General features: G+C 70.9%; 20 protein-coding genes. 7 read left to right on the top strand and 13 right to left on the bottom strand.

Annotated features, from left to right (window positions below; genetic code table 11):
• Entirely contained in the window at window positions 1–2916 is a 2916-nt protein-coding gene (secA, locus tag AAHG03_RS10135) for a preprotein translocase subunit SecA (RefSeq protein ID WP_342150503.1), read from the bottom strand.
• Window positions 2917–3275: 359 nt separating this feature from the next.
• On the opposite strand from secA, the gene AAHG03_RS10130 reads away from it, so the two are divergent.
• Window positions 3276–4187 (top strand): peptidylprolyl isomerase, encoded by a 912-nt coding sequence (locus tag AAHG03_RS10130; RefSeq protein WP_342150502.1) that lies wholly within the window; start codon window positions 3276–3278, stop codon window positions 4185–4187.
• Between the two features lie 155 nt (window positions 4188–4342).
• Here the strand turns inward: AAHG03_RS10130 and AAHG03_RS10125 are convergent, their stop codons facing one another.
• The 9 genes from AAHG03_RS10125 to AAHG03_RS10085 form a co-directional block, all read right to left on the bottom strand.
• Window positions 4343–4981, bottom strand: a complete 639-nt coding sequence (locus tag AAHG03_RS10125) for an acyloxyacyl hydrolase (RefSeq protein WP_342150501.1) — start codon at window positions 4979–4981, stop codon at window positions 4343–4345.
• 223 nt (window positions 4982–5204) lie between these two features.
• Window positions 5205–5390, bottom strand: a complete 186-nt coding sequence (locus AAHG03_RS10120; protein ID WP_091948791.1) for a twin transmembrane helix small protein — start codon at window positions 5388–5390, stop codon at window positions 5205–5207.
• 63 nt (window positions 5391–5453) lie between these two features.
• A complete protein-coding gene (locus tag AAHG03_RS10115) occupies window positions 5454–8150 on the bottom strand; it encodes a TIGR02302 family protein (protein WP_342150500.1) in 2697 nt (898 codons plus the stop codon).
• Between the two features lie 272 nt (window positions 8151–8422).
• Window positions 8423–9691, bottom strand: a complete 1269-nt coding sequence (gene lysA, locus AAHG03_RS10110) for a diaminopimelate decarboxylase (RefSeq protein WP_342150499.1) — start codon at window positions 9689–9691, stop codon at window positions 8423–8425.
• A gap of 73 nt (window positions 9692–9764) precedes the next feature.
• Entirely contained in the window at window positions 9765–10112 is a 348-nt protein-coding gene (locus AAHG03_RS10105; RefSeq protein ID WP_342150498.1) for a hypothetical protein, read from the bottom strand.
• Window positions 10113–10404: 292 nt separating this feature from the next.
• Window positions 10405–10680, bottom strand: a complete 276-nt coding sequence (locus AAHG03_RS10100) for a 3',5'-cyclic-nucleotide phosphodiesterase (protein ID WP_342150497.1) — start codon at window positions 10678–10680, stop codon at window positions 10405–10407.
• A 194-nt stretch (window positions 10681–10874) separates the two neighbouring features.
• A complete protein-coding gene (locus tag AAHG03_RS10095; protein WP_342150535.1) occupies window positions 10875–11528 on the bottom strand; it encodes a hypothetical protein in 654 nt (217 codons plus the stop codon).
• A 102-nt stretch (window positions 11529–11630) separates the two neighbouring features.
• Window positions 11631–12221, bottom strand: a complete 591-nt coding sequence (locus AAHG03_RS10090) for a DUF1134 domain-containing protein (RefSeq protein WP_342150496.1) — start codon at window positions 12219–12221, stop codon at window positions 11631–11633.
• Window positions 12222–12356: 135 nt separating this feature from the next.
• Window positions 12357–13262: a 3'(2'),5'-bisphosphate nucleotidase CysQ family protein gene (locus tag AAHG03_RS10085; protein WP_342150495.1), complete on the bottom strand. Its 906-nt coding sequence runs from the start codon at window positions 13260–13262 to the stop codon at window positions 12357–12359.
• Between the two features lie 345 nt (window positions 13263–13607).
• Between AAHG03_RS10085 and chpT the strand changes: the two genes are divergently transcribed.
• From chpT to AAHG03_RS10055, 6 genes are all read left to right on the top strand, one after another.
• Window positions 13608–14354, top strand: a complete 747-nt coding sequence (gene chpT, locus AAHG03_RS10080; RefSeq protein WP_342150494.1) for a histidine phosphotransferase ChpT — start codon at window positions 13608–13610, stop codon at window positions 14352–14354.
• Window positions 14355–14481: 127 nt separating this feature from the next.
• Complete coding sequence (locus AAHG03_RS10075; protein ID WP_342150493.1) at window positions 14482–17202, top strand: hybrid sensor histidine kinase/response regulator; 2721 nt, start codon at window positions 14482–14484, stop codon at window positions 17200–17202.
• Window positions 17203–17230: 28 nt separating this feature from the next.
• Window positions 17231–17713 (top strand): chemotaxis protein CheW, encoded by a 483-nt coding sequence (locus tag AAHG03_RS10070; RefSeq protein WP_342150492.1) that lies wholly within the window; start codon window positions 17231–17233, stop codon window positions 17711–17713.
• A gap of 11 nt (window positions 17714–17724) precedes the next feature.
• Window positions 17725–18111 carry a response regulator gene (locus AAHG03_RS10065; protein WP_342150491.1) on the top strand — a complete coding sequence of 129 codons (387 nt, stop codon included), beginning with the start codon at window positions 17725–17727 and terminating at the stop codon, window positions 18109–18111.
• A gap of 99 nt (window positions 18112–18210) precedes the next feature.
• Window positions 18211–19365 (top strand): protein-glutamate methylesterase/protein-glutamine glutaminase, encoded by a 1155-nt coding sequence (locus AAHG03_RS10060; protein ID WP_342150490.1) that lies wholly within the window; start codon window positions 18211–18213, stop codon window positions 19363–19365.
• A complete protein-coding gene (locus tag AAHG03_RS10055; protein WP_342150489.1) occupies window positions 19362–20216 on the top strand; it encodes a CheR family methyltransferase in 855 nt (284 codons plus the stop codon). Before AAHG03_RS10060 ends, AAHG03_RS10055 begins: the two co-directional genes overlap by 4 nt.
• A gap of 190 nt (window positions 20217–20406) precedes the next feature.
• Here the strand turns inward: AAHG03_RS10055 and hisS are convergent, their stop codons facing one another.
• The 3 genes from hisS to AAHG03_RS10040 all read right to left on the bottom strand — a co-directional run bounded on the left by hisS (window position 20407) and on the right by AAHG03_RS10040 (window position 23027).
• Window positions 20407–21918: a histidine--tRNA ligase gene (gene hisS, locus AAHG03_RS10050; protein WP_342150488.1), complete on the bottom strand. Its 1512-nt coding sequence runs from the start codon at window positions 21916–21918 to the stop codon at window positions 20407–20409.
• 241 nt (window positions 21919–22159) lie between these two features.
• A complete protein-coding gene (locus AAHG03_RS10045) occupies window positions 22160–22531 on the bottom strand; it encodes a tRNA-binding protein (RefSeq protein WP_342150487.1) in 372 nt (123 codons plus the stop codon).
• A 1-nt stretch (window position 22532) separates the two neighbouring features.
• The gene (locus tag AAHG03_RS10040) at window positions 22533–23027 is read right to left on the bottom strand and encodes a DUF3429 domain-containing protein (RefSeq protein WP_342150486.1); all 495 of its coding nucleotides are present in this window, start codon (window positions 23025–23027) and stop codon (window positions 22533–22535) included.
• Window positions 23028–23081: the final 54 nt, after the last annotated feature.

The following is a 23081-nucleotide window of genomic DNA, read 5'->3' as shown; positions in this document are numbered from 1 at the left end:
TCAGGCCTCGCCGGCTTCGGCGAAGCGGCCGTGGCAGTGCTTGTACTTCTTGCCCGAGCCGCAAGGGCAGGACTCGTTGCGGCCGACCTTGCCCCAAGTCGAGGCGTCGGTGGGGTCGCGCTCCAGCACGGCGGCGTCGGACGAGAGGTCGCGCGCGGCGTAGCCGTAGGCGGGGCCCGCCCCGCCGTCGCTGCCGGTGCCGTCATAGGCCATCTCGTTGCGGCCGGTGACGGGGTCGCGGTGCTCCTCGAACATCGGCGGCAACTGCCCGCCACCGAAGCCCGCCTGCTCGAACGACGCGCCGGGCTGCCCTTCCGGCTCCTGATACAGGATCTCGACGCGGGCGAGCTGCGCCGTCACCTGCTCGCGGAGCGCCGTGACGAGGCCGTTGAAGAGTTCGAAGGCTTCCGACTTGTACTCGTTGAGCGGGTCGCGCTGGGCGAAGCCGCGCCAGCCGATGACTTGGCGCAGGTGGTCCAGCGTCACGAGGTGCTCGCGCCACAGGTGGTCGAGGGTCTGCAGCACCACCTGCTTCTCGATATAGGCCATCACGTCCGGCGTGTTCTTCTCGACGCGCTCCTCGTAGGCGGCGTCGGACGCCTTCTTCAGGCGCTCGCGGATCTCCTCGTCGGCGATGCCCTCCTCCTGGGCCCATTCCTCGACGGCCAAGTCGAGGTTGAGCAGGTCGAGGGTGCGCGCCTTCAGGCCGGCCACGTCCCACTGCTCGGCATAGGCGTTCTCGGGGATGTGGGTGGCCACCACGTCGTCGATCACGCCGTGGCGCATCTCGTCCACGGTCTCGCGCACGCTGTCCTGGCCCATCAGGTCGCGGCGCTGCTCGAACACGACCTTGCGCTGGTCGTTCATGACGTTGTCGTACTTGAGCACGTTCTTGCGCATGTCGAAGTTGCGCGCCTCGACCTTCTGCTGCGCCTTCTCGATCGCCTTGTTGATCCAGGGGTGGATGATCGCCTCGCCCTGCTCAAGGCCGAGCCGGGTCAGCATCCCGTCCATCCGGTCGGACCCGAAGATGCGCATCAGGTCGTCCTTGAGGGACAGGTAGAACTTCGAGCGGCCGGGATCGCCCTGGCGGCCGGAGCGACCGCGCAACTGGTTGTCGATGCGCCGCGATTCGTGGCGCTCGGTGCCGATGATGTAGAGGCCGCCGGGCAGCGCCTTCTTGCGGCCGGCCTCCGGATCGGCCGGCTCGCCGGACGCCAGCACCTTGTCGCGGTTCTGCGCGATCTCGGCCTTCAGCGCCTCGATCGCCGCCTCGCGCTCCGGCCCCTCGGCGAGCCCACCGAGTTCCTTCTCGATGCGCATTTCGAGGTTGCCGCCGAGTTTGATGTCGGTGCCGCGGCCGGCCATGTTGGTCGCGATGGTGATCGCGCCCGGCACGCCGGCCTCGGCCACGATGTAGGCCTCCTGCTCGTGGAAGCGGGCGTTGAGCACGGCGAAGCGCTTGGTCACCCGGCCCTCGCGGGCGGCGGCGTAGACGTCGGTCAGCGCGTTCGGGTCGGAATAGTCGAGCGCCTTGTAGCCGTGCTGGCGCAGCATGTCGGCCAGCACCTCGGACTTCTCGATCGAGCCGGTGCCGACCAGGATCGGCTGGAGCCGCTGGTGCGCCTTGTCGATCTCCTTGATGATCGCCTCGAACTTCTCCTCGACGGTGCGGTAGACCTCATCGTCCTCGTCGACGCGCTCGATCTCCTTGTTGGTCGGGATCTCGACCACGTCGAGCTTGTAGATCTCGGCGAACTCGTCCGCTTCGGTCGCGGCCGTGCCGGTCATGCCGGCGAGCTTCTTGTAGAGGCGGAAGTAGTTCTGGAAGGTGATCGAGGCGAGCGTCTGGTTCTCGGGCTGGATCGTCACCCGCTCCTTGGCCTCCAGCGCCTGATGCAGACCTTCCGAGTAGCGCCGGCCCTGCATCATGCGGCCGGTGAACTCGTCGATGATCACCACCTCGTCGTTCTTGACGATGTAGTCCTTGTCGAGGGTGAACAGGGTGTGGGCGCGAAGCGCCTGGTTCACGTGGTGGACCAGCGTGACGTTGTGGGCGTCGTAGAGGTCGCCCTCCTTGAGGACGCCGGCCTCGCGCAGGGCCTCCTCGATGAACTCGTTGCCGGCTTCCGTCAGCGAGACCTGACGCTGCTTCTCGTCGAGGTCGTAATGCTCCGGCACCAGCCGCGGCATGATCGCATCGACCGCGACGTAGAGTTCCGAGCGGTCGTCCACCGGGCCGGAGATGATCAGCGGCGTGCGCGCCTCGTCGATCAGGATCGAATCGACCTCGTCGACGATGGCGAAGTGGTGCCCGCGCTGCGCCATCTGCGACAGCTCGTACTTCATGTTGTCGCGAAGGTAGTCGAAGCCGAACTCGTTGTTGGTGCCGTAAGTGATGTCGCAGGCATAGGATTCCTTGCGCTGCGTGTCGTCCAGCCCGTGGACGATGATGCCGACCGACAGGCCGAGGAAGCGGTAGACCCGGCCCATCCACTCGGCGTCGCGCGAGGCGAGGTAGTCGTTGACGGTGACGACGTGGACGCCCTTGCCCTCCAGCGCGTTGAGGTAGACCGGCAGCGTGGCCACCAGCGTCTTGCCCTCGCCGGTCTTCATCTCCGCGATGCCGGATTCGTGCATCACCATGCCGCCGATCATCTGGACGTCGAAGTGGCGCTGGCCGAGCACGCGCTTGGCCGCCTCGCGCACCGTGGCGAAGGCCGGCACCAGCAGGTCGTCGAGGCGCGTGCCGGCGGCGAGCTGGTCGCGGAAGGCCTGCGTGCGGGCGCGCAACTGCTCGTCGGACAGCGCGGCGAGTTCGGGCTCCAGGGCGTTGATCGCGGCGACGCGCGGGCGAAATCCCTTCACTCGACGGTCGTTGGACGAGCCGAAAATCTTCTTGAGGGCACCGAGCATCGTGAACCTGCGGTCCTGGAAAAAGTCGCGCGGCGGCATTCGGTCGGGAACGCCGCCGGCCTCGCGTTGGGCGGGCTTATAGAGACAAATAGGGCGTCCTGCATCCAGGCGCATCGGCAAGCGCATCGGTCATTGATGCGGCGAGGCCGAAGAGTCTTCGCCGGACCCCCGAACGGCGCAGTTCGAAGTCACGAGACCGCGCGCGGGTGTCCGGCCACGCTTGCCTTTGATCCGCGGAGGTTCCACCTCTGGCGCGCCGCGGCAGCCGCCGCGTCTGGAAATATCCGCGCCCTCCGCGAAGACCGGCCTCAAGCAATGCCGGCCCGCGGCGGCCTCGCCCGAGGACGAGCCTCTTCAAGATGACGATCCCGACCCTTCTCCGGCGCGCCAGCGCCGCCGCCCTGATCCTGGCGCTGCCGTCGCTGGCGCTCGCGCAAGGCTCGGCCCCCGGATCGTCACCGGCTCCGGCCGCCGCTCCGTCCGCGTCCCCTGCCCCCGGCCCCGACACGGTGGTCGCCAAGGTGAACGGCCAGCCGATCACCGGCGCCGACCTCGCGCTCGCCGCCGAGGACCCGGCCCTGTCGCTGCCGGGCGTGGACGAGGCGGCCAAGCAGAACCTGCTCGTGGATTACATGGTCGATCTCAAGGTCGGCGCGCAGGCCGCCGAGGCCGCCAAGGTCGGCGACTCGCCGGAGTTCAAGCGCAAGCTCGCCTACTTCCGCGACAAGCTGCTCCTCGACGATTACCTCGAGCGCGAGACCAAGAAGTCGGTCACGCCGGAAGCCGCCAAGGGGCTGTACGACCAGACCGTGAAGTCGATGAAGCCCGAGGAGGAGGTGCGGGCCCGCCACATCCTGGTCGAGAACGAGGACGAGGCGAAGAAGATCGCCGCCCGCGTGAAGGGCGGCGAGGATTTCGCCAAGATCGCGGCGGAGGTCTCCAAGGACCCCGGCTCCAAGACCGAGGGCGGCGATCTCGGCTTCTTCACCAAGGACCGGATGGTGAAGCCGTTCGCCGACGCGGCGTTCAAGCTCGCGCCCGGTCAGGTGTCCGATCCGGTCAAGACGCAGTTCGGCTGGCACGTGCTGCGCGTCGAGGAGAAGCGCACCAAGCCGGTGCCGAGCTTCGACGAGATGAAGGAGCAGATCGACCAGTACCTGACCCGCAAGGCGCAGCAGGACACGATCATCAAGCTGCGTGAGGCGGCCAAGGTCGAGCGCACCGGCGCGGTGCCTGAGACCCCGGCGGCGGGCGAGCCGAAGAAGCCGTAAGCGGGTTGAGCGCTTCCCCTCCCCCTTGCGGGGAGGGGTCAGGGGTGGGGGTGGTTCAGGATCGAGCGCCCCGGTGCCTTCTGCCCGACCCCCACCTCCTACCTCCTCCCCGCAAGGGGGAGGAGAGGCGGCCGGTTCTGCGACCGCTTAAGAGATCAGAACGTATAACCGATCTTCCCGCCGAAATTCGTCAAACCGCGGTTCTCGCCGCAGAGGCCGGCGTTCGACATATGCTCGACGGTGGCCATCACGCTCCATTGCGGGGTGATGCGGAAGCCGAGCGCGGCGGCCTCGCGGAAGAGCGGCGAGCAGCCCAGCGAGTTGAAGCCGTAGGGCGTGCCGGATTTCGGGCCGGTATAGCCGTTGTGGGCGGCGCCGCCGAAGAAGCCTTCGAGGAAGACGCGGCGGCCGAACGTCTCGGGGAACAGGTCGATCGACCACGTGCCGCCGAGATAGGCGTAGCTGGTGCGCCCGCCGGTGTTGTAGCTGCCGCCCACCGTCGGGCGCGGCACGAAGGCCTGCCAGAACGGATCGAGGCTGACGACCGGCTTGGCGAACAGGATTTCGCCGTTGACGTTGGCGGTGCTGAAGCCCGGCGCCTTGCCCTCGGCGCTGCCCGGATCCTGCACCGAGCCGCCGATGCGGATCTCGGAGACGAAGCTGTAGGGCTGGACCGGAGCGACGTAGGGCATCGGCGCGGGGGCCCGGACGCCGAGGTCGGCCGCGTGCGCGGCGGAGGCGGCCAGCGCGCCGGCCACGATCAGGGCCGTCGTCCGAGCGAGAGATGAGGTCATCGGCGGTGCATCCGTGTGAACCGCCCTGGAATACCACGCGGCCCCGGAGCCATCCCGCGGATTCATCCACCGGTCACGCTTTTGCCGGGGCGGTGGGGCGTGGGTGCCACACTTTCCCGTGCGGCGGTGCGTCCGCCCATGGCCTCGCGCAGGACGCGTCGTCACGGTTTTGCTGTGCCGCGCATTCTTTCGACGAACCGGCATCCACTTCGTCGGAATGCGCTCAGGCGGAGCGCCACCACACCACGCCCATGATCACGACGATGGCCACGAATTGCAGCAGCACGCGCAGGCGCATGAGCTTCTGCGAGAGGTTGGCGCTGCCGCCGCGCATCATGTTGACGAGGCCGAACAGGAGGACGGCGGCCACCGCGAGGCAGGCGAGGAGAACGAGTTGGTTCGAGGACATTGTTCGTTCCGATAGGAGCCCGCGCGCACCGTGCGGGCCCGGAGTGATGATCGCGCCCGCCGGTCAGTTCCGGCGCAGCAGGCGCTCGAAATAGTCGAGTTCCTCCTGCGGACGCGAGGGGTCGCCGAGCTTGCGCCGCAGCTCCTCCATGATCCGGCGGGCGCGCTGCACCGCCGATTCGTCGGCGCCCGGCACCCGCACCCGGCCGTCGGAGGTGTCGCGCCCGCGGGTCGGGCGGCCGAGGGGGTCGTCGTCGCCGCCGCCGGGGCGGCCCTGCTGGGCCTGCTGCTGGCCCTCGCCTTCCCCCTGGCCTTCGCCCTCGGCCATCTGCTGCATCTGCTTCTGCATGCCCTCGGCGCCGCGCTTCAGCCCGTCGAGCGCTCGGCCCTGCGCGTCCACCGCGTCGCCGTTGCGGCCTTGACCCAGCGCGTCCTCGGCCTCCTTCATGGCGTCCTCGGCGTCGGCCAGCCCCTGCTCGCCCTGAAGGCCCTGCTGCTTCATCCGCTCCTTGAGGTCCTGGAGCTGCTCGCGCAGGCCCTGCTGGCGCTGGCCGGGGCTCTGGCCCTTCTGCCCCTTCTGACCCTGGCCCTGCTGCCCCTGCTCGCCTTGCTGGTTCTGGCCCTGCTGCTGCTGGCCTTGCTGACCCTGGGGCTGGCCGCCCTGCTGCTGTTGCTGGCCCTGCCGCGGGCGCTGGCCGGGGCGGGGGCGCTGCTGCTCGCCCTGCTGACCGTCCTTGTAGGTCTCGTCGCGCAGCTCCTGCTGGTCGCGCGACATCTGGTCGAGCTCGTCGAGCTGCCGGTTCATCTCGGCTTGGCCCTCGCCGGGCCGCTGCCCCTGGTTCTCGGCGCTCTGAAGGTTTTCCAGCGTGTTGCGCAGCTGTTCGAGCAGGCGCTGGGCTTCCGCGGTGTCGCCGCGCTGCATCGCGTCCTGCATGTCCTTCAGCATCTTTTCCAGATCGTCGGGGGTGACGGTCTTGGCGCCCTTCTGCTGCTGCTGGCGCTCGGATTGCTGCTGGCGCTCTCGCGGATTCTGCCGCTGGCGCTCGGCGAACTCCTTCATGAACTTGTCGAGCGCCGACTTCAGATCCTCGGTGAGCTTCTTGATCTCCTCGTCGGGGGCGCCGCGCTCGATCGCCTCCTTCAGCCGGTCCTGCGCCGCGCGCAGCGCCTTCTCGGCATCCGACAGGTCGCCGTCCTCGATCTTGAGGGCCATCTCCCACAGGAGGTCGGCGACACCGATCAGGTCGTCGTCGGACTTCGCCGCCCGCAGGCGGTTCGACGCGGTGGTGAGCCCGAGGAAGATCGACGGCTCCGGCGTGAACTTTTCCGGGGCGATCAGCAGCGCGTCGAGCGCGGTCTGGACGCGCCTGCGCTCGTCGTCCGGCGCGGTGACGAGGCGGCGGCGCTCTTCCACCAGAGACCGGGCCAGCGCCTTGGTGAAGGGACGGGCCGGCAGCGTCGTCTCGGCCGCTTGCGTGCGGCCCTCCTGCCCGGCCTCGTCGCGCACGACGAGCGTCAGCCGCACGCGGGCGCCGGACCAGGGATTGTCGGTGAGATCGACCAGCGACTTGGTGTCGTGCTCGCCCGTGGCGTCGGCGGGCAGGGCCAGGGCGAGCTTGGGCACCGGCACCAGCGAGCGGCCAGGCTTCAGCGGCTCGACCAGCCCTTCGGCCGAGGCGATGCCGTAATCGTCCTTGGCCCGGTAGGTCAGCGAGAAGGTGCCGCGCCCGTTCACCTCCAGCGTGCCGATCTGCTGCACCTCGGGCGGCAGGTCGGGGATGGTCTCGATCACGAGGCGCTGCGGCTCCGAGCCGGAGGCCGAGATGCCGAGTTCGGCCGTGCCGCCGACGAGGCGGAACCGCTCCTCGCGCAGCGACGCGCGGGCATCCGCCCCAGAGGAAGCACCTTGCGCCAGGACAGGGCGCGGGGCCGGCTTGCGGTCTCCGGCCTCGTCCTTGGCCACCGGCACCAGGGCGGCGTTCGGCGTCAGCGCCGCCTCGCCCTGGCCGGCGATGCGCACGATCAGGGTCGAGTTCACCGGCGCGCGCAGACGCTGCACCGCGTCCTTGCCGCCGGCCATGGTGACGATCAGCGGCGGCACGCGGGTGTAGATCGGCGGATCGATCCAGCCGTCCACGCGGAAGCTCGGGGCCGCAGCCGGGGGCTCGCGCCAGTCGAAGGCGGCGGCGACGCGCCCGCGCCATTCGGGACCGGCGACGAACAGGGCGGCGAGCGCGGCGACCAGCGCGCCGGCCCGCAGCGCGCGGGGATCGTGGCGCGGCATGTCCGGCCGCGGTCGCCCGACCCGCAGCCGGGCGACGGTCGCGGCCGCCCGCTTCTGGTGCAGCGCCCACAGCGCGCGGGTCGCCGGATCGGCCCCGCCGACGGCGAGCGTGTCCTCGATGGTAGAGGCCGGATCGTGGGCGAGCCCGGTCTCGCGGGCGGCCTCGCGGTCGATCCGGGTCAGCGCCTCGCGCCGGCTCGGCCGGGCGACGCGCAGGACGGGGACGAGGGCGGCCAGCGCCAGCAAGGTGAACAGGCTCAAGCCCACCATGCGCCACAACGGCGGCAGGTCGAGCCACAGGCCGAGCCAGGAGGCGGTGAGGAACAGCAAGGCGACGCCGAGCGGGCGCCACAGCACCGGCCAGACCCGCTCCCACAGCCCCGCGGCCCGCGCGCCCGCCACGAGCCGGTCGAGGCGCCGCCGCGCGTCGCCGGGCTGCGGCCCGGCCTCAGGGCTCGTCCGTTGCGCCTCGCTCATCGTGATCGGTCGCGGCTCCCGCACATCCAGTCGGAAGCTAGCATGGTGCCGGCCCGGCACCATCGGGTCAAATCCGCCCAGCCGCGCTTAGCGCCGACGCTGCCGCGACTCCCCTCCCCCCTCCGCGGGGGAGGGTGGCCCCCGAAGGGGGTCGGGAGAGGGGAGCCCGGCTTCCGGAGATGGCTGGTCGAGGGCGGCCGAGCGGCACCGTCGCGCTGCCCCTCTCCCGCCTGCTCCGCAGGCACCCTCCCCCGCGGAGGGGGGAGGGTTTTTCAGGCGAGCCACTCCGGCACTTTGTCGAGCCGGATCAGCTCGTCATAACTCGGCCGCGGGCGCACCACCGCGGCGCGGTCCCCGGTCACCAGCACCTCCGGCACGAGGCGGCGGCTGTTGTAGGTGCCGGCCTGGACGGCGCCGTAGGCGCCCGCGCTCATCACCGCGATCAGGTCGCCGGCCGCGACCGCGGGCATCTCGCGGGCGAGCGCGAGATAGTCGCCGGTCTCGCAGACCGGGCCGACCACGTCCGCGGTGATGCGCGGGGCATCCGGCGTGGGCTCGACGACGGGGCGGAGCGCGTGAAAGGCCTCGTAGAGGGTCGGGCGGATCAGGTCGTTCATCGCGGCGTCGACGATGACGAAGGTCTTGGCCTCGGTCGGCTTCACGTAGACCACGCGGGTGACGAGGATGCCGGCATTGCCCGCGATCATCCGGCCGATCTCGAAGACCGGGCGCAGACCCAAGGGGCGGAAATGCGGGCGCAGGATCGCGGCGAACGCCGCCGGGTCCGGCGGGGGCGCGTTGTCGTCGCGGTAGGGGATGCCGAGCCCGCCGCCGAAATCGACGTGGTGGAGCTTGTGCCCATCGGCGAGGAGCGCGGCGGCGAGTTCGCAGAGCCGGCGGGCGGCGCTCTCGAACGGGGCGAGATCGGTGATCTGGCTGCCGATATGCGTGTCGACGCCGACGAGATCGAGCCCCGGCATCGCTGCTGCGCGGGCATAGACCTCGCGGGCGCGGGTGATCGGGATGCCGAACTTGTTCTCGGACTTGCCGGTCGAGATCTTGGCATGCGTCAGCGCGTCCACGTCCGGGTTCACCCGGATCGAGACCGGGGCGCGCTCGCCCCGCGAGGCGGCGACCTCGGAGAGCGCCGCCAGTTCCGGCTCGCTCTCGACGTTGAAGCAGAGGATGCCGGCCTCCAGAGCGGCGGCCATCTCGTCCTGCGTCTTGCCGACGCCGGAGAAGACGATGCGGCTGCCCGGCACGCCGGCTGCGAGCGCGCGGCGCAGTTCGCCCTCGGAGACGATGTCCATGCCGGCGCCCCGGCGGGCCAGCGTCGTCAGCACCGCCTGGTTCGAGTTCGCCTTCATGGCGAAGCACACCAGCGCGTCGTCGCCGGCGAACGCCTCGGCGAAGACGCGGTAATGCCGCTCCAGCGTGGCGGTGCTGTAGCAGTAGAACGGCGTGCCGACCTCTCCTGCCAGCGCGGTCAGGTCGACGTCCTCCGCGTGGAGGCGCCCGTCGCGGTATTGGAAATGATGCATGGCAGGCTCAAAGGGGCGCTCGGCGCGTCGTCCGCGTCTTTAGCCCCCGGAGGCGCCGCCCGGAAGCGAATGCTTACAGGATCGCGTCGAGGATGAACGGCTCCTTCGGGATCCGGTAGCCGCGCTTGCCGCCGCGGTTGGTCGTGACCGGCACGCCGTCGCCGCCGGGCGGGATCGCCGCGGGGCTCAACTCGTCGCCGGCCTGGACCGCGTCGGGATCGGGCGCGGCAACCCGGTCGCCGACGCCGACGGCGGTGGTCGGCAGGCCGCGGGGTGAGGCGGGCACGCCCGGCCGGGCGACGACGGGTGCGGTCTCGACCGAGGCGGTGCCCGGCGGCTGCAACCCGCCGCGGCGTCCGCAGGCGGTGCAGGCGAGCGCGACGAGGCCGATCGCGATCAGGGCGGGCAGGCGGGAGGGCATCGGCGTTTCCGGCCAAGAGTCTGGCGAGGGGTCCGGCGCCAGCTTAGCCGTTGGCGGCCCGCCGCGCGAGCCTGTCGCGGCCACAGGGGGCGCGGAGTTCGTGGTGATGGGGGCGTGCTGCTCGCTTTCCACCCCTCCGCCGTCATTCCGGGGCCGCGCAGCGGAACCCGGAAACTACGACTGGCCGCGACGGTTCGACTTCGGCCGGGCATCCCGCATCACGGGTGGATTCCGGGTTCGCTTCGCGCCCCGGAATGACGGGGGGAGAGTAATGAGCGAGCGCCTCCGCGCCTCACCCCTTCTTGCGCGAATTCGCATCCTTCGGCGGGGTGTAGGCGTCGATGGCGCGGCGGCAGTTTTCGGAGAGCTTGGTCCAGTTGGTCTTGAAGCACTGGTCGGTGGCCGGATCGTCCGGGTCGAGGTTGCCGCAATAGCTCAGGTAGTCGCCGGTGCAGTACTTCTTCAGGGTCTCGTTGCCGCGCTTCGTCTGCTGCGCCTGCGCCGGCGCGATCAGGAGGGCGGCGGCGCCCGACAGCACGAGGGCGAGAGACGTCAGCTTCAGGGCCATGATGTTCGCTCGATCGCGGTTCAAGGAGGGATGCCGGGCGCGATGAGCCTGCCGCTTGTCCGAAACAAGGCGGACACGCGACCATCGCGAGATGGTTTTTCCTGTTACGGATTCGGAAACTGGCCCGCAAGGCATCGGGTTCGGACGGGGGTGCCACCGTCGCAGGCAGGTGTTGCGGCGCACGGTTCGGCTCGTTAGCGCTCCGCCATGGCCGAGGCCGGGAAGGCGCCGACGTTCGGCAGGCGGTCGCGGCGGGCGAGCGCTTCGGCGACCTCGCCGATGCGGCGGCGCAGTTCGGCGGTGTCGTCGGTGCCGCGGGCGGCGAGCGCGGTGCGGGCCGCCTCCAGTTCCGCGCGCAAAGCCGCGGCCTCCGCCGAGGCGGCGACGGCCTGCGGGTCGAGCATCCGGCGGGTGTGCTTGAGGCTGTCGAGGACGGCGCGGTGGGCCTCCTCCAGGGCGTGCAGGGTGGCGAGACCGGCCTCGCCCTCTTCGCGCGAGACCGACAGGTCCTTGTCGAGGCCGGCGATCTTTTCCTGGGCGCGGGCGAACTCGGCCTCGCTGCGCAGGCGCGCGGCGACCGCGGTCTCGGCCTCCATGGTGCGGGCGCCGAGCGCCGCCATCTCGGCGTGGCGCTTGGCGGCCTCGGCCTCGACCCGGCGCTCCAGCCGGCGCTGCGCCACCGCGAACTCGGCCCGCAGATGGTCGCGCTCGGCGGCGACCTCGGCGGTGCTGACGGGCAGCGTCGCCTCGATGCGGCGCCGGGCCAGCCGGGTCGCGCGGGCGTTGATGGTCGGCAGGGCGATCAGGGCGCACAGGCTCGCCAGCAGGAAGCCGAGCCCGAAGATCATCACGGTCTCGATCACGCGGGGCGCCCTCGTGCGGCCTTCGACCAGCTAGTCTGGTCGCCGGTCTTTTGCCCGGCTTACTGCTGCCGAAGCAAGCGTCTCGCCTCAGAACGGGTTCCAAGTGGGGCGACTCGTGAACTTCAGATACCCGACATTGATGCCCAGCCGCGCCCCGACGCCGGAGCGGATCGGCACCACCACGACCCCGCCGTCGGTGACCGCGGTCATGCCGAAGCCGCCGATGAAGTAGGCCGAGCCGTCCACCCCGCCGAAGCGGCGGTAGAGCCCGGCGACGGCGGGCAGGTTGTAGACCAGCATCATGGTCCGCGCCCCGTCGCCGCCGACATCGAAGCCGAGCGTCGGCCCCTGCCAGTAGATGCGGCGCTGGCCGGCATTGCGGGTGTAGAGCGTGCCCTCGCCGTAGCGCAGGCCGCCGACGATGGCACCCGAGGCCTCCTGCCCCAGGATGTAGCCGTTGGGCTCGCCCCAGCGCCGGGTCGCCTCCTCGATGGTGAGCGCCAGCCCCCGCGACACGCTGCCGAAGAAGCGGTGGCCGTTCTCGACGATCTCCGCGGCGCGGAAGGATTCGGGACGGGCCATGTCGTCGACGGCGCCCGCGGGCGCGGCGGCGGCGATCAGGCCGGCTGCGAGTCCGAGAAGCGCGGCGCGGCGGGTGGCACGGCATTCGTGCGGCATGGTCGGTCTCCCTCGGCGTCGCCGACCCCCGGTGCCGTGCATCCGGGACGCGACGCGGGCGCGTCCCGCCGGACGGGTCCGGCGAGGAAACGCGCAACGACGCTCCGATCAAGTCAAGTTTGAGTTAACGAGGGGTTAAGGGGAAGGGACGGCCTCGCCGGCCCGGCGCCGGTCGAAATAGGTGACGGCGGCTTCCTGCGGCAGGTCGATCTCGTCGTGGTAGCGGGCCGCGCCGAGGGCGGCGAAGGGGCCGTTGCGGTAGAAGCGGCCGTAATGCCCGTAGGTGACGGTGCCGCCGTCGGGCCCGACGACGCGCCCGCCCGCCATGGTCAGCACGTGGTCGCCCGCCGCCGTGTCCCACTCCATGGTGGGGGCGCAACGCACGTAGACGTCGGCCTCGCCCGCGGCGATCAGGCAGAACTTCACCGCCGAGGAGGTGACGCGGCGCTCGCCCACGGCGAGCCGCTCCAGGCAGGCGTCGGTGGCGCTGTCGCCGTGCAGGCGGCTCACCAGGGCGACGGGGCCTTCCGCGGGCGCCTCGCGCACCGCGACCGGCCGGAAGGCGCCCGCGCGGCCCTGGACGATCGCCGCCTCCTGCGCGGTGGTGCCCGCGGCCCAGACCCGGCCGAGGCCCGGCGCGGCGAGCGCGGCGGCGACCGGACGGTCGCCCTGCACGAGGCAGATGTTGACGCAGTACTGGTCGTGGCCGGCCAGGAAGTCGCGGGTGCCGTCGAGGGGATCGACGAGGAAGAACAGCGGCGCGGGCGGCGCCGTGCAGGAAGTCTCCTCGGCGATCACCGGGATGCCGGGAAAGCCGGCCTGGAGCGCAGCGACGATCAGCTCCTCCGAGCGGGCGTCGGCGAGGCTCGCGGGCGAGCCGTCGGGCTTGACCACGTGCGGGCAATCGCCGCCGTGATAGCCCCGCAGGATGCGCCCGGCCTCGCAGGCGATGCCGGCCAGCCGCCGCGCCACGGGATCGCGCAGGGCCTCCGGCACGGGGCCGGATGGAGGGAGCGCGGGGAGCGGGTCGGGGGCGGTCATCGCGGGGTCATGAGCGGTGGCGGGCGGGGAATCGAGCGCGGAGGTGATGAGAAGCATGCGAGGGGGAGGCAAATATCACGCCCCGGCCTGACTCGTTGCTGAACGATTCTTCATGAACGATCCCTCGCCCGCGTTCTTGCGAGGCTCTTGCGATACGACTTAGGAAAAATATGGACGGAATCCTGCTTGGCCTCGGGCGCCGCCCTCCGACCTCTACGCCTTTCCAAAGCCGCCTTCCATGACTATCGGTGCCCGGATGCCCGTGTCGGTCGCAACGCCGGATCGGGCGACGACATCGGACCAGACCTCGCGGCTTGCCCGCGACATCCGGCAACGGAGCGTGCCATGAGCGGCCCCAGCACCAGCCTCACCCTCGACAGCCTCGACCTCTCGGCGCTCCTGTGCTCGCGCGTCTGCCACGACGTGATCAGCCCGATCGGCGCCATCGTGAACGGGCTGGAGGTGCTGGAGGACGACAACGACCCGTCGATGCGCGAATTCGCCCTCGACCTGATCCGCAAGAGCGCCAAGACCGCCTCGGCCCGCATCCAGTTCGCCCGCATCGCCTTCGGGGCGGCGGGCTCGGCGGGCGCCTCGATCGATCTGGCCGACGCCGAGAAGGTCGCGCGCGCCATGTTCGCCGATGAGAAGACCCAGCTCTCGTGGAGCGCGCCGCAGGCGCTGTTTCCGAAGAACAAGGTCAAGCTGCTCCTCAACCTCGTCGTCATCGCCTCGACGGCGATCCCGCGGGGCGGCCACATCGACGTGAAGGTGACGGGCTCGGGCGACGCGCCGACCTTCACGCTCCGCTCCAAGGGCAGCCACGCCCGCATCCCGAACCATGTCGAGGCGCTGATCGCCGGCACGCCGGAGGGCGGCACGGTCGATGCCCACGGCATCCTGCCGTTCTATGCCGGCCTCGTGGCGCGCGCCGCCGCCATGGACGTGCGCTTCGTGATCGAGGGCGACGAGGTGACCGTCACGGCCACGCCGACCGAGGCCAATGTCGGCCTGCCCGGCGCCCCGGCCCCGAGCCTCGAGGCCGACCGCCCCTCCGACAGCGCCCCGCCGTCGGATACCCAACTGGCCTAAGCCAGACTCGGCGGAAATCTCTAACCGGTTATCTGAGCTTTCCGCCTCTCCCGAAACCCTTCACTAACTTTCCGAGGCGAGAGTGCTCGTCGCACGTCCTTTCGTGCGCGTTTGACGAGTACCTGCCATGGACGATCTGCTTCGCGAGTTCCTGGTCGAGAGCGCCGAGCATCTGGACACGGTCGATGCGGAGCTGGTCCGTTTCGAGCAGGACCCGAACAACCAGCAGATTCTGCGCAACATCTTCCGCTTGGTGCACACCATCAAGGGCACCTGCGGCTTCCTCGGCCTGCCGCGGCTGGAAGCGCTGGCGCATGCCGCCGAGACCCTGATGGGCCGCTTCCGCGACGGCTACCCGGTCAGCGGCGCTTCCGTGACCCTGATCCTGGCCACCCTCGACCGGCTCAAGGCGATCCTGGGCGATCTCGAAGCCACCGGCGCCGAGCCCGCGGGCTCCGACGACGACCTGATCGGTGCGCTGGAAAAGATGGCCTCCGACGACGCGCCCGCCGCCGCCCCGGCCCCTGCCCCCGCGCCCGCCGCGATCGTGCTGCCGCCGCCGGTCGAGCGCGAGCTGAAGCCCGGCGAGGTCTCGCTGGACGAGCTGGAGCGCGCCTTCATGGAAGCGCCCGGCCCCGACGATTTCTTCGCGCCCGAGCCCGCCCCGGCGGTCGCCGAGGAGCCTGCCTTCGAGATGCCGGCCGAAGAGGCGCCGGAGCCCGCCGCCCCGCGTGCCGCCGCCGCATCGTCGGCCGCGCCCGCCTCCGAAGGTGGTGAGGGCCCCATCGCCAAGGTGCAGACGATCCGGGTGAACGTCGACACCATCGAGCACCTGATGACCATGGTCTCGGAACTGGTGCTGACCCGCAACCAGCTCCTCGAGATCGCCCGCCGCCACGAGGATTCGGGCTACAAGGTGCCGCTGCAGCGGCTCTCCCACGTCACCGCCGAGCTGCAGGAAGGCGTGATGAAGACGCGCATGCAGCCGATCGGCAACGCGTGGCAGAAGCTGCCCCGCGTCGTGCGCGACCTCTCGGCCGAACTCGGCAAGGGCATCGAACTGGTGATGTCCGGCGCCGAGACCGAACTCGACCGTCAGGTGCTCGACGTCATCAAGGACCCGCTCACCCACATGGTGCGCAACTCGGCCGACCACGGCATCGAGTCCACCAACGAGCGCGTCAAGGCCGGCAAGCCCGCCCGCGGCACGATCCGCCTCTCGGCCTATCACGAGGGCGGCACGATCACGATCGAGATCGCCGACGACGGCAAGGGCCTGGATCTCGCCGCGATCCGCAAGAAGGCGGTCGAGCGCGGCCTCGCCCCGGCCGCCGAGATCGAGAAGATGACCGACGCGCAGGTCGCGAAGTTCATCTTCCACGCCGGCTTCTCGACCGCCAAGGCTGTCACCTCGGTCTCCGGCCGCGGCGTCGGCATGGACGTGGTCAAGACCAATATCGAGACCATCGGCGGCGTCGTCGACATCGCGACCGAACTCGGCCGCGGCACCACCTTCACCATCAAGATCCCGCTGACGCTCGCCATCGTCTCGGCGCTCATCGTCAAGGCCGGCGCCCAGCGCTACGCGGTGCCGCAGATCGCGGTGCTCGAACTGGTGCGGGTCGATGCCAAGGGCGCCAAGGAAGGCGCCAACGCCATCGAGCGCATCAACGGCGCGCCGGTGCTGCGCCTGCGGGAGCGCCTCCTGCCCATCGTCACCCTGGAGGGGCTGATGCGCGGTCAGGCCACCGTCGAGGAGGGCGAGGTCGTCGAATCCGGCTTCGTCGTCGTCGCCCAGGTCGGTCGCCAGCGCTTCGGCGTGCTCGTGGACGAGGTCTTCCACACGGAAGAGATCGTCGTGAAGCCGATGTCCTCGAAGCTCCGCCACATCCCGCTGTTTGCCGGCAACACCATCCTCGGCGACGGCGCCGTGGTGCTGATCGTCGATCCCAACGGCGTGGCCAAGCTCGTCGGCCAGAGCGCGCAGTCCGGCGCGGTCGCCGAATCGGAGGCCGAGGAGGTCGAGGCGGGCGATGCCAAGGCGACGCTGCTGGTGTTCAAGGGCGGTGCAGGCGGCTTCAAGGCCGTTCCCCTCTCGCTGGTCACGCGCCTGGAGGAGATCGACGCGGCCAAGATCGAGTGGCTGGGTGGGCGTCCGCTCATCCAGTACCGCGGCCGCCTGATGCCGCTGGTGCCCGCCGACCCGACCATCGCGCTGCGCACCGAGGGCAGCCAAGCGCTCGTCGTGTTCTCCGACGGCGACCGGGCGATGGGCCTCGTCGTGGACGAGATCGTGGACATCGTCGAGGAGCGCCTCGACATCGAGATCGCCGCCGACCGCTCCGACCTCATCGGCTCGGCGGTGCTGCGGGGCCGGGCCACCGACATCATCAACATCGCCCACTTCCTGCCGCTCGCCTACGACGACTGGGCGCGCGGCCCCCGCAAGGCCGCCGTCAAGGCGCCCTCGCTCCTGCTCGTGGACGACTCGGCCTTCTTCCGCGACATGCTCACCCCCGTGCTCAAGGCGGCGGGCTACAGCGTGAGCGCGGCGGCGAGCGCCGACGAGGCCCTCAAGGCGCTGCTCTCCAATCCGGGCATCGACCTCGTGGTCAGCGACCTCGACATGCCCGGCCGCAGCGGCTTCGACCTCGTCGGCGCCATGCGCAAGGCCGGCGGGCGGCTCGCCGAGATGCCGGTCGTGGCGCTGACCGGCACGGTGGGCCCCGAGGCGATCGAGCAGGCCCGCAAGCTCGCCATCAGCGACCTCGTGGCGAAGTTCGACCGCTCCGGCCTGCTCGCCGCCCTCGCGGAGATCGGCGAGCCCGGCCTCGCCCGCGCCGCCTGATCCTGCCCTGACGTAGAGAGTCGCTCCCATGCAGGCCGCCAACGCCAACGCCGCCCCCGCCGACACCACCGACTACGTCACGGTGTTCGTCGGGGAGACCATGTTCGGTCTCACCATCGACCGGGTGCACGACGTGTTCGTGCCCGCCGGCATCACCCCGGTGCCGCTGGCCCCGAAGGAGATCGTCGGCCTCTTGAACCTGCGCGGGCGCGTCGTCACCGCCCTGTGTCTGCGCCGCCGCCTCAGCCTGCCCGACCGCGCCAGCGGCGCTGCGCAGATGGCGATCGGCCTGGAGCAGGCGGGCGAGACCTTCGCCCTCATCGTCGACGGCGTCGGCGAGGTGCTGAAGCTCGGCGCCGAGACCCACGAGCCGGTGCCGATCAACCTCGATCCGCGCTGGCGCGACCTCTCGCTGGGCGTCCACCGCCTCGACGGTCGCCTGCTCGTCATCCTCGACGTCGATGCCTTGCTCGCCTTCGGCGATGCGGGCCGCGACGCCAAGGTCGCCTGAGGGGACGCGCGATGAGAACCGGCCTCGTCGTCGATGATTCCGCGGTGATCCGGAAGGTCGCCCGCCGCATCCTGGAAACCCTCGACTTCAGCGTCCGCGACGCCGAGGACGGGGAGAAGGCGCTCGCGATGTGCGCCGAGGCGATGCCCTCGGTGATCGTGCTCGACTGGAACATGCCGAACATGGACGGCTACGAGGTTCTGCGGAACCTGCGCCAGTCCCCCGGCGGCGACCGGCCCAAGGTGCTGTTCTGCACCACCGAGAACGATGTCGGCGCCATCGCGCGCGCCCTGCGGGCCGGCGCCGACGAGTACATCATGAAGCCCTTCGACCGGGAGATCATGATGGCCAAGCTCGATCAGGTCGGCTTCTCGGTGCGCTTGGCCCCGCACGCCTGATCCGGCGCTCGCGCGACCCTCGCGCGGCGCCCCTTCCGAGCGGCCCGGGGAGGCCGCAGGACCCCTCTCCCCCCATCCTCCTGCGGAGGCACGAAACCCATGGCGGCGACACAGGCCCTCGCACCGACCGCGGCCCCACGCCCCGCCGTGAAGGTCCTCGTCGCCGACGATTCCGCCGTGGTGCGCGGGCTGGTCTCGCGCTGGCTGGGCGAGGCCGGCCACGAGGTCGTCGCCACCGCCCCCAACGGCCGCGCCGCCGTCGATGCGCTGGCGCGCTGCGCCCCCGACGTGGTGCTCCTCGACATCGAGATGCCGGAACTCGACGGCATCCAGGCCCTGCCGCTGATCCTGGCCCGCCAGCCCGGCGTGCAGGTGGTGATGATGTCGACCTTGACCCAGCGCAACGCCGACGTGTCGCTGCGCTGCCTGTCGCTCGGCGCCGTCGATTACATCCCCAAGCCCGAGAGCAACCGCGGCGTCACCACCTCCGACGGCTTCCGCGCCGACCTGCTGGAGCGCATCCGCGTGTTCGGCGCCGCCCGCGCCCGCCGCCGCCCGGTGCCGACCGCGGTTGAGACGTCGGCCACCGCCCCGACCGCGGCGCCCGCGCCGGTCTCGCGCCTGTCCGGCACCGTGACGCTGCGCCCGCGCCCGCGCACCGTCACCGCCCCGCGGGTGCTGCTGGTCGGCTCCTCCACCGGCGGCCCCAAGGCGGTCGGCGAGGTGCTGGAGAAGATCGGCGCGGCGACGCTGCGGCGGCTTCCGGTTCTGATCGTCCAGCACATGCCGCCGGTCTTCACCGCGGTCTTCGCCGAGCATCTCGGCGCGAAGGTCGGCCTGCCGGCCGCCGAGGGCAAGGCCGACGAGCGGCTGCAGCCCGGCCGCATCTACGTCGCGCCGGGCGGGCGCCACATGCGGCTGTCGGGCTCCCCCGCCGACCCGGTGATCCGCCTCGACGACGGGCCGCCGGTCAACTTCTGCCGCCCGGCGGTGGACGTGCTGTTCCTCGACGCCGCCGCGATCTACGGCGCCGCCACGCTCAGCGTGATCCTCACCGGCATGGGCTCGGACGGCACCGCGGGCGCGCGCGCGCTCGTCGAGGCGGGGGGACAGCTCATCGCCCAGGACGAGGCCACCAGCACGGTCTGGGGCATGCCCGGCAGCGTCGCCAAGGCGGGCCTGTGCCACGCCGTCCTGCCGCTGCCCGACATCGGCGCGGCGCTGCGCTCCGCCATCGGCGGGGGCGCGGCATGACCGAGGCCGATTTCGTCTTCCTGCGCGACTACCTGAAGAAACGCTCCGGCCTCGCGCTGGGGCCCGAGAAGCGCTACCTCGTCGAGAGCCGGCTCACGCCGGTCTGCCGCCGCTTCGAACTCGCCACCCTGTCCGACCTCGTCGGCACCCTACGCCTGTCGCGCGAGGGCCCGCTGGAGCGGGCCGTGGTCGAGGCGATGACGACGAACGAGACGTTCTTCTTCCGCGACCGCGCCCCGTTCGACCTGTTCCGCGACGTGCTCCTGCCCCGCGCCCTCGCGGCCCGCGCCGCGACGCGCCGCCTGCGCATCTGGTCGGCCGCGGCGTCCACCGGCCAGGAACCCTATTCGCTCGCCATGCTGATCCACGAGGCGGCGGCCCAACTCGCCGGCTGGCAGGTCGAGATCGTCGGCACCGATCTCTCGACCGAGGTGCTGGAGAAGGCGCGCCTCGGCCTCTACAGCCATTTCGAGGTGCAGCGCGGGTTGCCGGTCCAGCTTCTCGTCAAGCACTTCACGCAGGTGGGCGAGCAGTGGCGCATCAGCCCAGCCATCGCCAACATGGTGAGCTACCGCCCGCTCAACCTGCTGCACCCGTTCGAGCATCTCGGCCAGTTCGACATCGTCTATTGCCGCAACGTGCTGATCTACTTCGACGCGCCGACCAAGGCCGACGTGCTGGAGCGCATCGCCAAGGCGCTCGCGCCCGACGGCGCCGTGCTGCTGGGCGCCGCCGAGACGGTGATCGGGCTGACCGAAGCGCTGGTGCCGGACGGCCAGCATAGGGGCCTCTACCGCCAGGGCGCGGTCCACCGCGCCGCCCCGCCGACGCGGCTCGCGGCGGGGTTTTGAGGGGGCTCCCTCTCCTCCCCCTTGCGGGGAGGAGCCGGAGGTGGGGGTGGTGCAGGAGGCACCGCAACGCCTTATCCTGAACTACCCCCACCCCTGACCCCTCCCCACCCAGATCGGGCTTGCCCGATCTGGGTGAGAAAGATGCAGATCTCGGGCAAGCCCGAGATCTGTGGGGAGGGGAAGGCGCCACTCACCCGAAATGCCGCGCCAGCACCTCGCGCACGGCCTCGACCATCCGCTCCACCGGCACCGAGACCTGAGCGGGCCGCGCGGCCTTCCACTCGGCGTTGCTGGCGATGGCGGCGGCGGCCTGGGCGCCCTGGATCAGGTCCTTGATCTGGACCTCGCCGGCCTCGCGCTCGTTCGAGCCCTGGATCACCACGGCGGGCGCGCGGCGGCGGTCGGCGTACTTCATCTGCGCCTTCATGCCGGCGGCGCCGAGATAGAGTTCGGCCCGGATGTTCTCGGCGCGCAGGCGCGCCACCAGCGCCTGATACTCGGCGACGTTCTCGCGATCCAGCACCAGCACGACCACCGGGCCGGGCTTGGCCGCGCCGTCGACCAGCGGGCTCTTCGTCAGTCGCAGCGCCGAGAACAGCCGCGACACGCCGATGGAGAAGCCGGTGGCCGGCACCGGCTCGCTGCGGAAGCGGCCGACCAGCCCGTCGTAGCGCCCGCCGCCCGCGACCGAGCCGAACCGCACGGTCTGGCCGTCCTCGTTGGTGACGGGGAACGTCAGTTCGGCCTCGTAGACCGGGCCGGTGTAGTATTCGAGGCCGCGCACCACGGACGGGTCGGCCCGCACGCGGTCGTGGCCGTAGCCCGCCGCCTCGCACAGCCGCATGATGGCGTGCAGCTCGGCGATGCCCTCGCGGCCGGTCTCGGACTCGCCGACCACCGCGTGCCACGAGCCGAAGAACTTTTCCCAGAACGCCATGCGGTCGGCGCCCTCGTGCGGGCTCGCCTCGAAGCCGACATAGGCCAGGATGCGCTCGATGGCCTCATCGCTGAGCCCCGCGCCCTTGGTGAAGTCGCCGCTCTCGTCCTTGCGGCCGGGGCCGAGCAGCTGGCGCACGCCGTCCGCGCCGAGGCGATCGAGCTTGTCGATGGCGCGCAGCACCGTGAGCCGCTGGCCGGCCTTGTCGGGGCCGGCGAGGCCGATGGCCTCCATCACGCCGTCCAGAACCTTGCGGTTGTTGACCTTGACCACGTACTGGCCGCCGAGGCCGAGCCGGTCGAGGGTGTCGGCCATCAGCATGCAGGTCTCGGCGTCGGCGGCGACCGACGCCGCGCCGACGATGTCGGCATCGAACTGCATGAACTGGCGGAAGCGGCCCGGCCCCGGCTTCTCGTTGCGGAAGACGTAGCCGGCCCGGTAGCTGCGGTACGGCTTGGGGATCGCATCGAAGTTCTCGGCGACGTACCGGGCGAGCGGCGCGGTGAGGTCGTATCGCAGGGAGAGCCACTGCTCGTCGTCGTCCTGGAATGAGAAGACGCCCTCGTTCGGCCGGTCGAGATCGGGCAGGAACTTGCCCAGCGCCTCGGTGTACTCGACGAAGGGGGTCTCCAGCGCCTCGAAGCCGTAGAGCTCGAACGTCTGCCGGATCGTCTCCAGCATCCGGCCCTGCGCCAGCAGGTCGGCCTCGGTGCGGTCGGGAAAGCCGCGCGGCAGGCGGGGTTTCAGGGTCTCGGCCTTGGCCATGTCGTCGCCGATCGCGATGTCTTCGGGGAATTGAGGCCCGGCTCTATCGCAGGCGGCGGCGGCGCGGCAAGCCGAGGGCGCAGGACGGTGGAGCGACGGTCGGGGCTCGATGCTCTTCGCCGTCATTCCGGGGCCGCGAAGCGGAACCCGGAATCCAAGACTGGACACGACGCCTCGTTGGGCCGCGCATCACGGGTGGATTCCGGGTTCGCCTGCGGCGCCCCGGAATGACGGTGGGGAATCAGAACAGCCGGCTGCCGTCCGGCACCGGCCGGTCGGACTGGCACAGCACCACGGCGCCGGCCTCGTCGGCAAAGCCCAGCGTCAGCACCTCGGACAGGAACTTTCCGATCTGGCGGGGCGGGAAATTCACCACCGCGGCGACCTGCCGACCGACCAGCGTCTCCGGCGCGTAGTGCTCGGTGATCTGCGCCGAGGAGCGCTTGCAGCCGATGACCGGGCCGAAATCGATCACGAGCTTGAGGGCCGGCTTGCGCGCCTCCGGAAACGGCTCGGCGGAGACGACGGTGCCGAGGCGGATGTCGACGGCCAGGAACGCGTCGAAACCGATTTTTTGCGATTCCGGCGCCTGCGGATCGTGGCGGACGTGCATGTCAGGCGAGCAGGCGGTGCGCGAGAAGGGCGGCCAATCCTAACACGGCGAGCGGCATCTGGAACGGGCGCAGCCGCTCGAAGAACAGGGGCGCCTCCCCGCGCCGCGCGGCGATCGGATCGAGCACGGCGATGGTCGTGTAGCCGAGCATCAGCAGGACGAGGGCGGCCACGACAAAGCCGAGGGCGAAGGCGACCAGCGCGCCGAAGCCTAAGAGAAACAGCCCGAGCATCGTGACGATCTGCGTCGCCCGCGCCCCGCCCTCGGTGCGGAAGCTGACGCCGCGGCGCACGCCCGACAGAAAGGTCAGGATCGCGCAGCCCCACAGCAGCGTGAGCCCGAACACGGCCTCGCTCGCCTTCGGCGGCAGCAGCCAGACCAGGGCGGCGCCGCCGACGAACGGCAGCATCGGCCCGTAGCCGAACACCACGCTGAGCCAGGGCACGGCGCGGGGCTCGTAGGCGTGAATCGTGCGGCCGTCGCTGCGCTGGTCCATCGATCTCGTCGCCGAAAATGTCAGGCCTGAAACCGATCGCTTGAGCGCCTGTTC

Source organism: Methylorubrum subtropicum (genome assembly GCF_038442325.1).
GTDB classification, from domain to species: Bacteria; Pseudomonadota; Alphaproteobacteria; order Rhizobiales; family Beijerinckiaceae; genus Methylobacterium; species Methylobacterium subtropicum.
This window is presented reverse-complemented; position numbering and strand designations above follow the sequence as displayed.

Coding starts and splice junctions, on each gene's coding strand:
- secA (WP_342150503.1), bottom strand. CDS start 2,916: ATGCTCGGTGCCCTCAAGAAGATTTTCGGCTCGTCCAACGACCGTCGA.
- AAHG03_RS10095 (WP_342150535.1), bottom strand. CDS start 11,528: ATGATCTTCGGGCTCGGCTTCCTGCTGGCGAGCCTGTGCGCCCTGATC.
- AAHG03_RS10045 (WP_342150487.1), bottom strand. CDS start 22,531: ATGCACGTCCGCCACGATCCGCAGGCGCCGGAATCGCAAAAAATCGGT.
- lysA (WP_342150499.1), bottom strand. CDS start 9,691: ATGCATCATTTCCAATACCGCGACGGGCGCCTCCACGCGGAGGACGTC.
- AAHG03_RS10100 (WP_342150497.1), bottom strand. CDS start 10,680: ATGGCCCTGAAGCTGACGTCTCTCGCCCTCGTGCTGTCGGGCGCCGCC.
- AAHG03_RS10060 (WP_342150490.1), top strand. CDS start 18,211: ATGGCGGCGACACAGGCCCTCGCACCGACCGCGGCCCCACGCCCCGCC.
- AAHG03_RS10125 (WP_342150501.1), bottom strand. CDS start 4,981: ATGACCTCATCTCTCGCTCGGACGACGGCCCTGATCGTGGCCGGCGCG.
- AAHG03_RS10105 (WP_342150498.1), bottom strand. CDS start 10,112: ATGCCCTCCCGCCTGCCCGCCCTGATCGCGATCGGCCTCGTCGCGCTC.
- AAHG03_RS10040 (WP_342150486.1), bottom strand. CDS start 23,027: ATGGACCAGCGCAGCGACGGCCGCACGATTCACGCCTACGAGCCCCGC.
- AAHG03_RS10070 (WP_342150492.1), top strand. CDS start 17,231: ATGCAGGCCGCCAACGCCAACGCCGCCCCCGCCGACACCACCGACTAC.
- AAHG03_RS10065 (WP_342150491.1), top strand. CDS start 17,725: ATGAGAACCGGCCTCGTCGTCGATGATTCCGCGGTGATCCGGAAGGTC.
- hisS (WP_342150488.1), bottom strand. CDS start 21,918: ATGGCCAAGGCCGAGACCCTGAAACCCCGCCTGCCGCGCGGCTTTCCC.
- AAHG03_RS10120 (WP_091948791.1), bottom strand. CDS start 5,390: ATGTCCTCGAACCAACTCGTTCTCCTCGCCTGCCTCGCGGTGGCCGCC.
- chpT (WP_342150494.1), top strand. CDS start 13,608: ATGAGCGGCCCCAGCACCAGCCTCACCCTCGACAGCCTCGACCTCTCG.
- AAHG03_RS10130 (WP_342150502.1), top strand. CDS start 3,276: ATGACGATCCCGACCCTTCTCCGGCGCGCCAGCGCCGCCGCCCTGATC.
- AAHG03_RS10115 (WP_342150500.1), bottom strand. CDS start 8,150: ATGAGCGAGGCGCAACGGACGAGCCCTGAGGCCGGGCCGCAGCCCGGC.
- AAHG03_RS10055 (WP_342150489.1), top strand. CDS start 19,362: ATGACCGAGGCCGATTTCGTCTTCCTGCGCGACTACCTGAAGAAACGC.
- AAHG03_RS10075 (WP_342150493.1), top strand. CDS start 14,482: ATGGACGATCTGCTTCGCGAGTTCCTGGTCGAGAGCGCCGAGCATCTG.
- AAHG03_RS10090 (WP_342150496.1), bottom strand. CDS start 12,221: ATGCCGCACGAATGCCGTGCCACCCGCCGCGCCGCGCTTCTCGGACTC.
- AAHG03_RS10085 (WP_342150495.1), bottom strand. CDS start 13,262: ATGACCGCCCCCGACCCGCTCCCCGCGCTCCCTCCATCCGGCCCCGTG.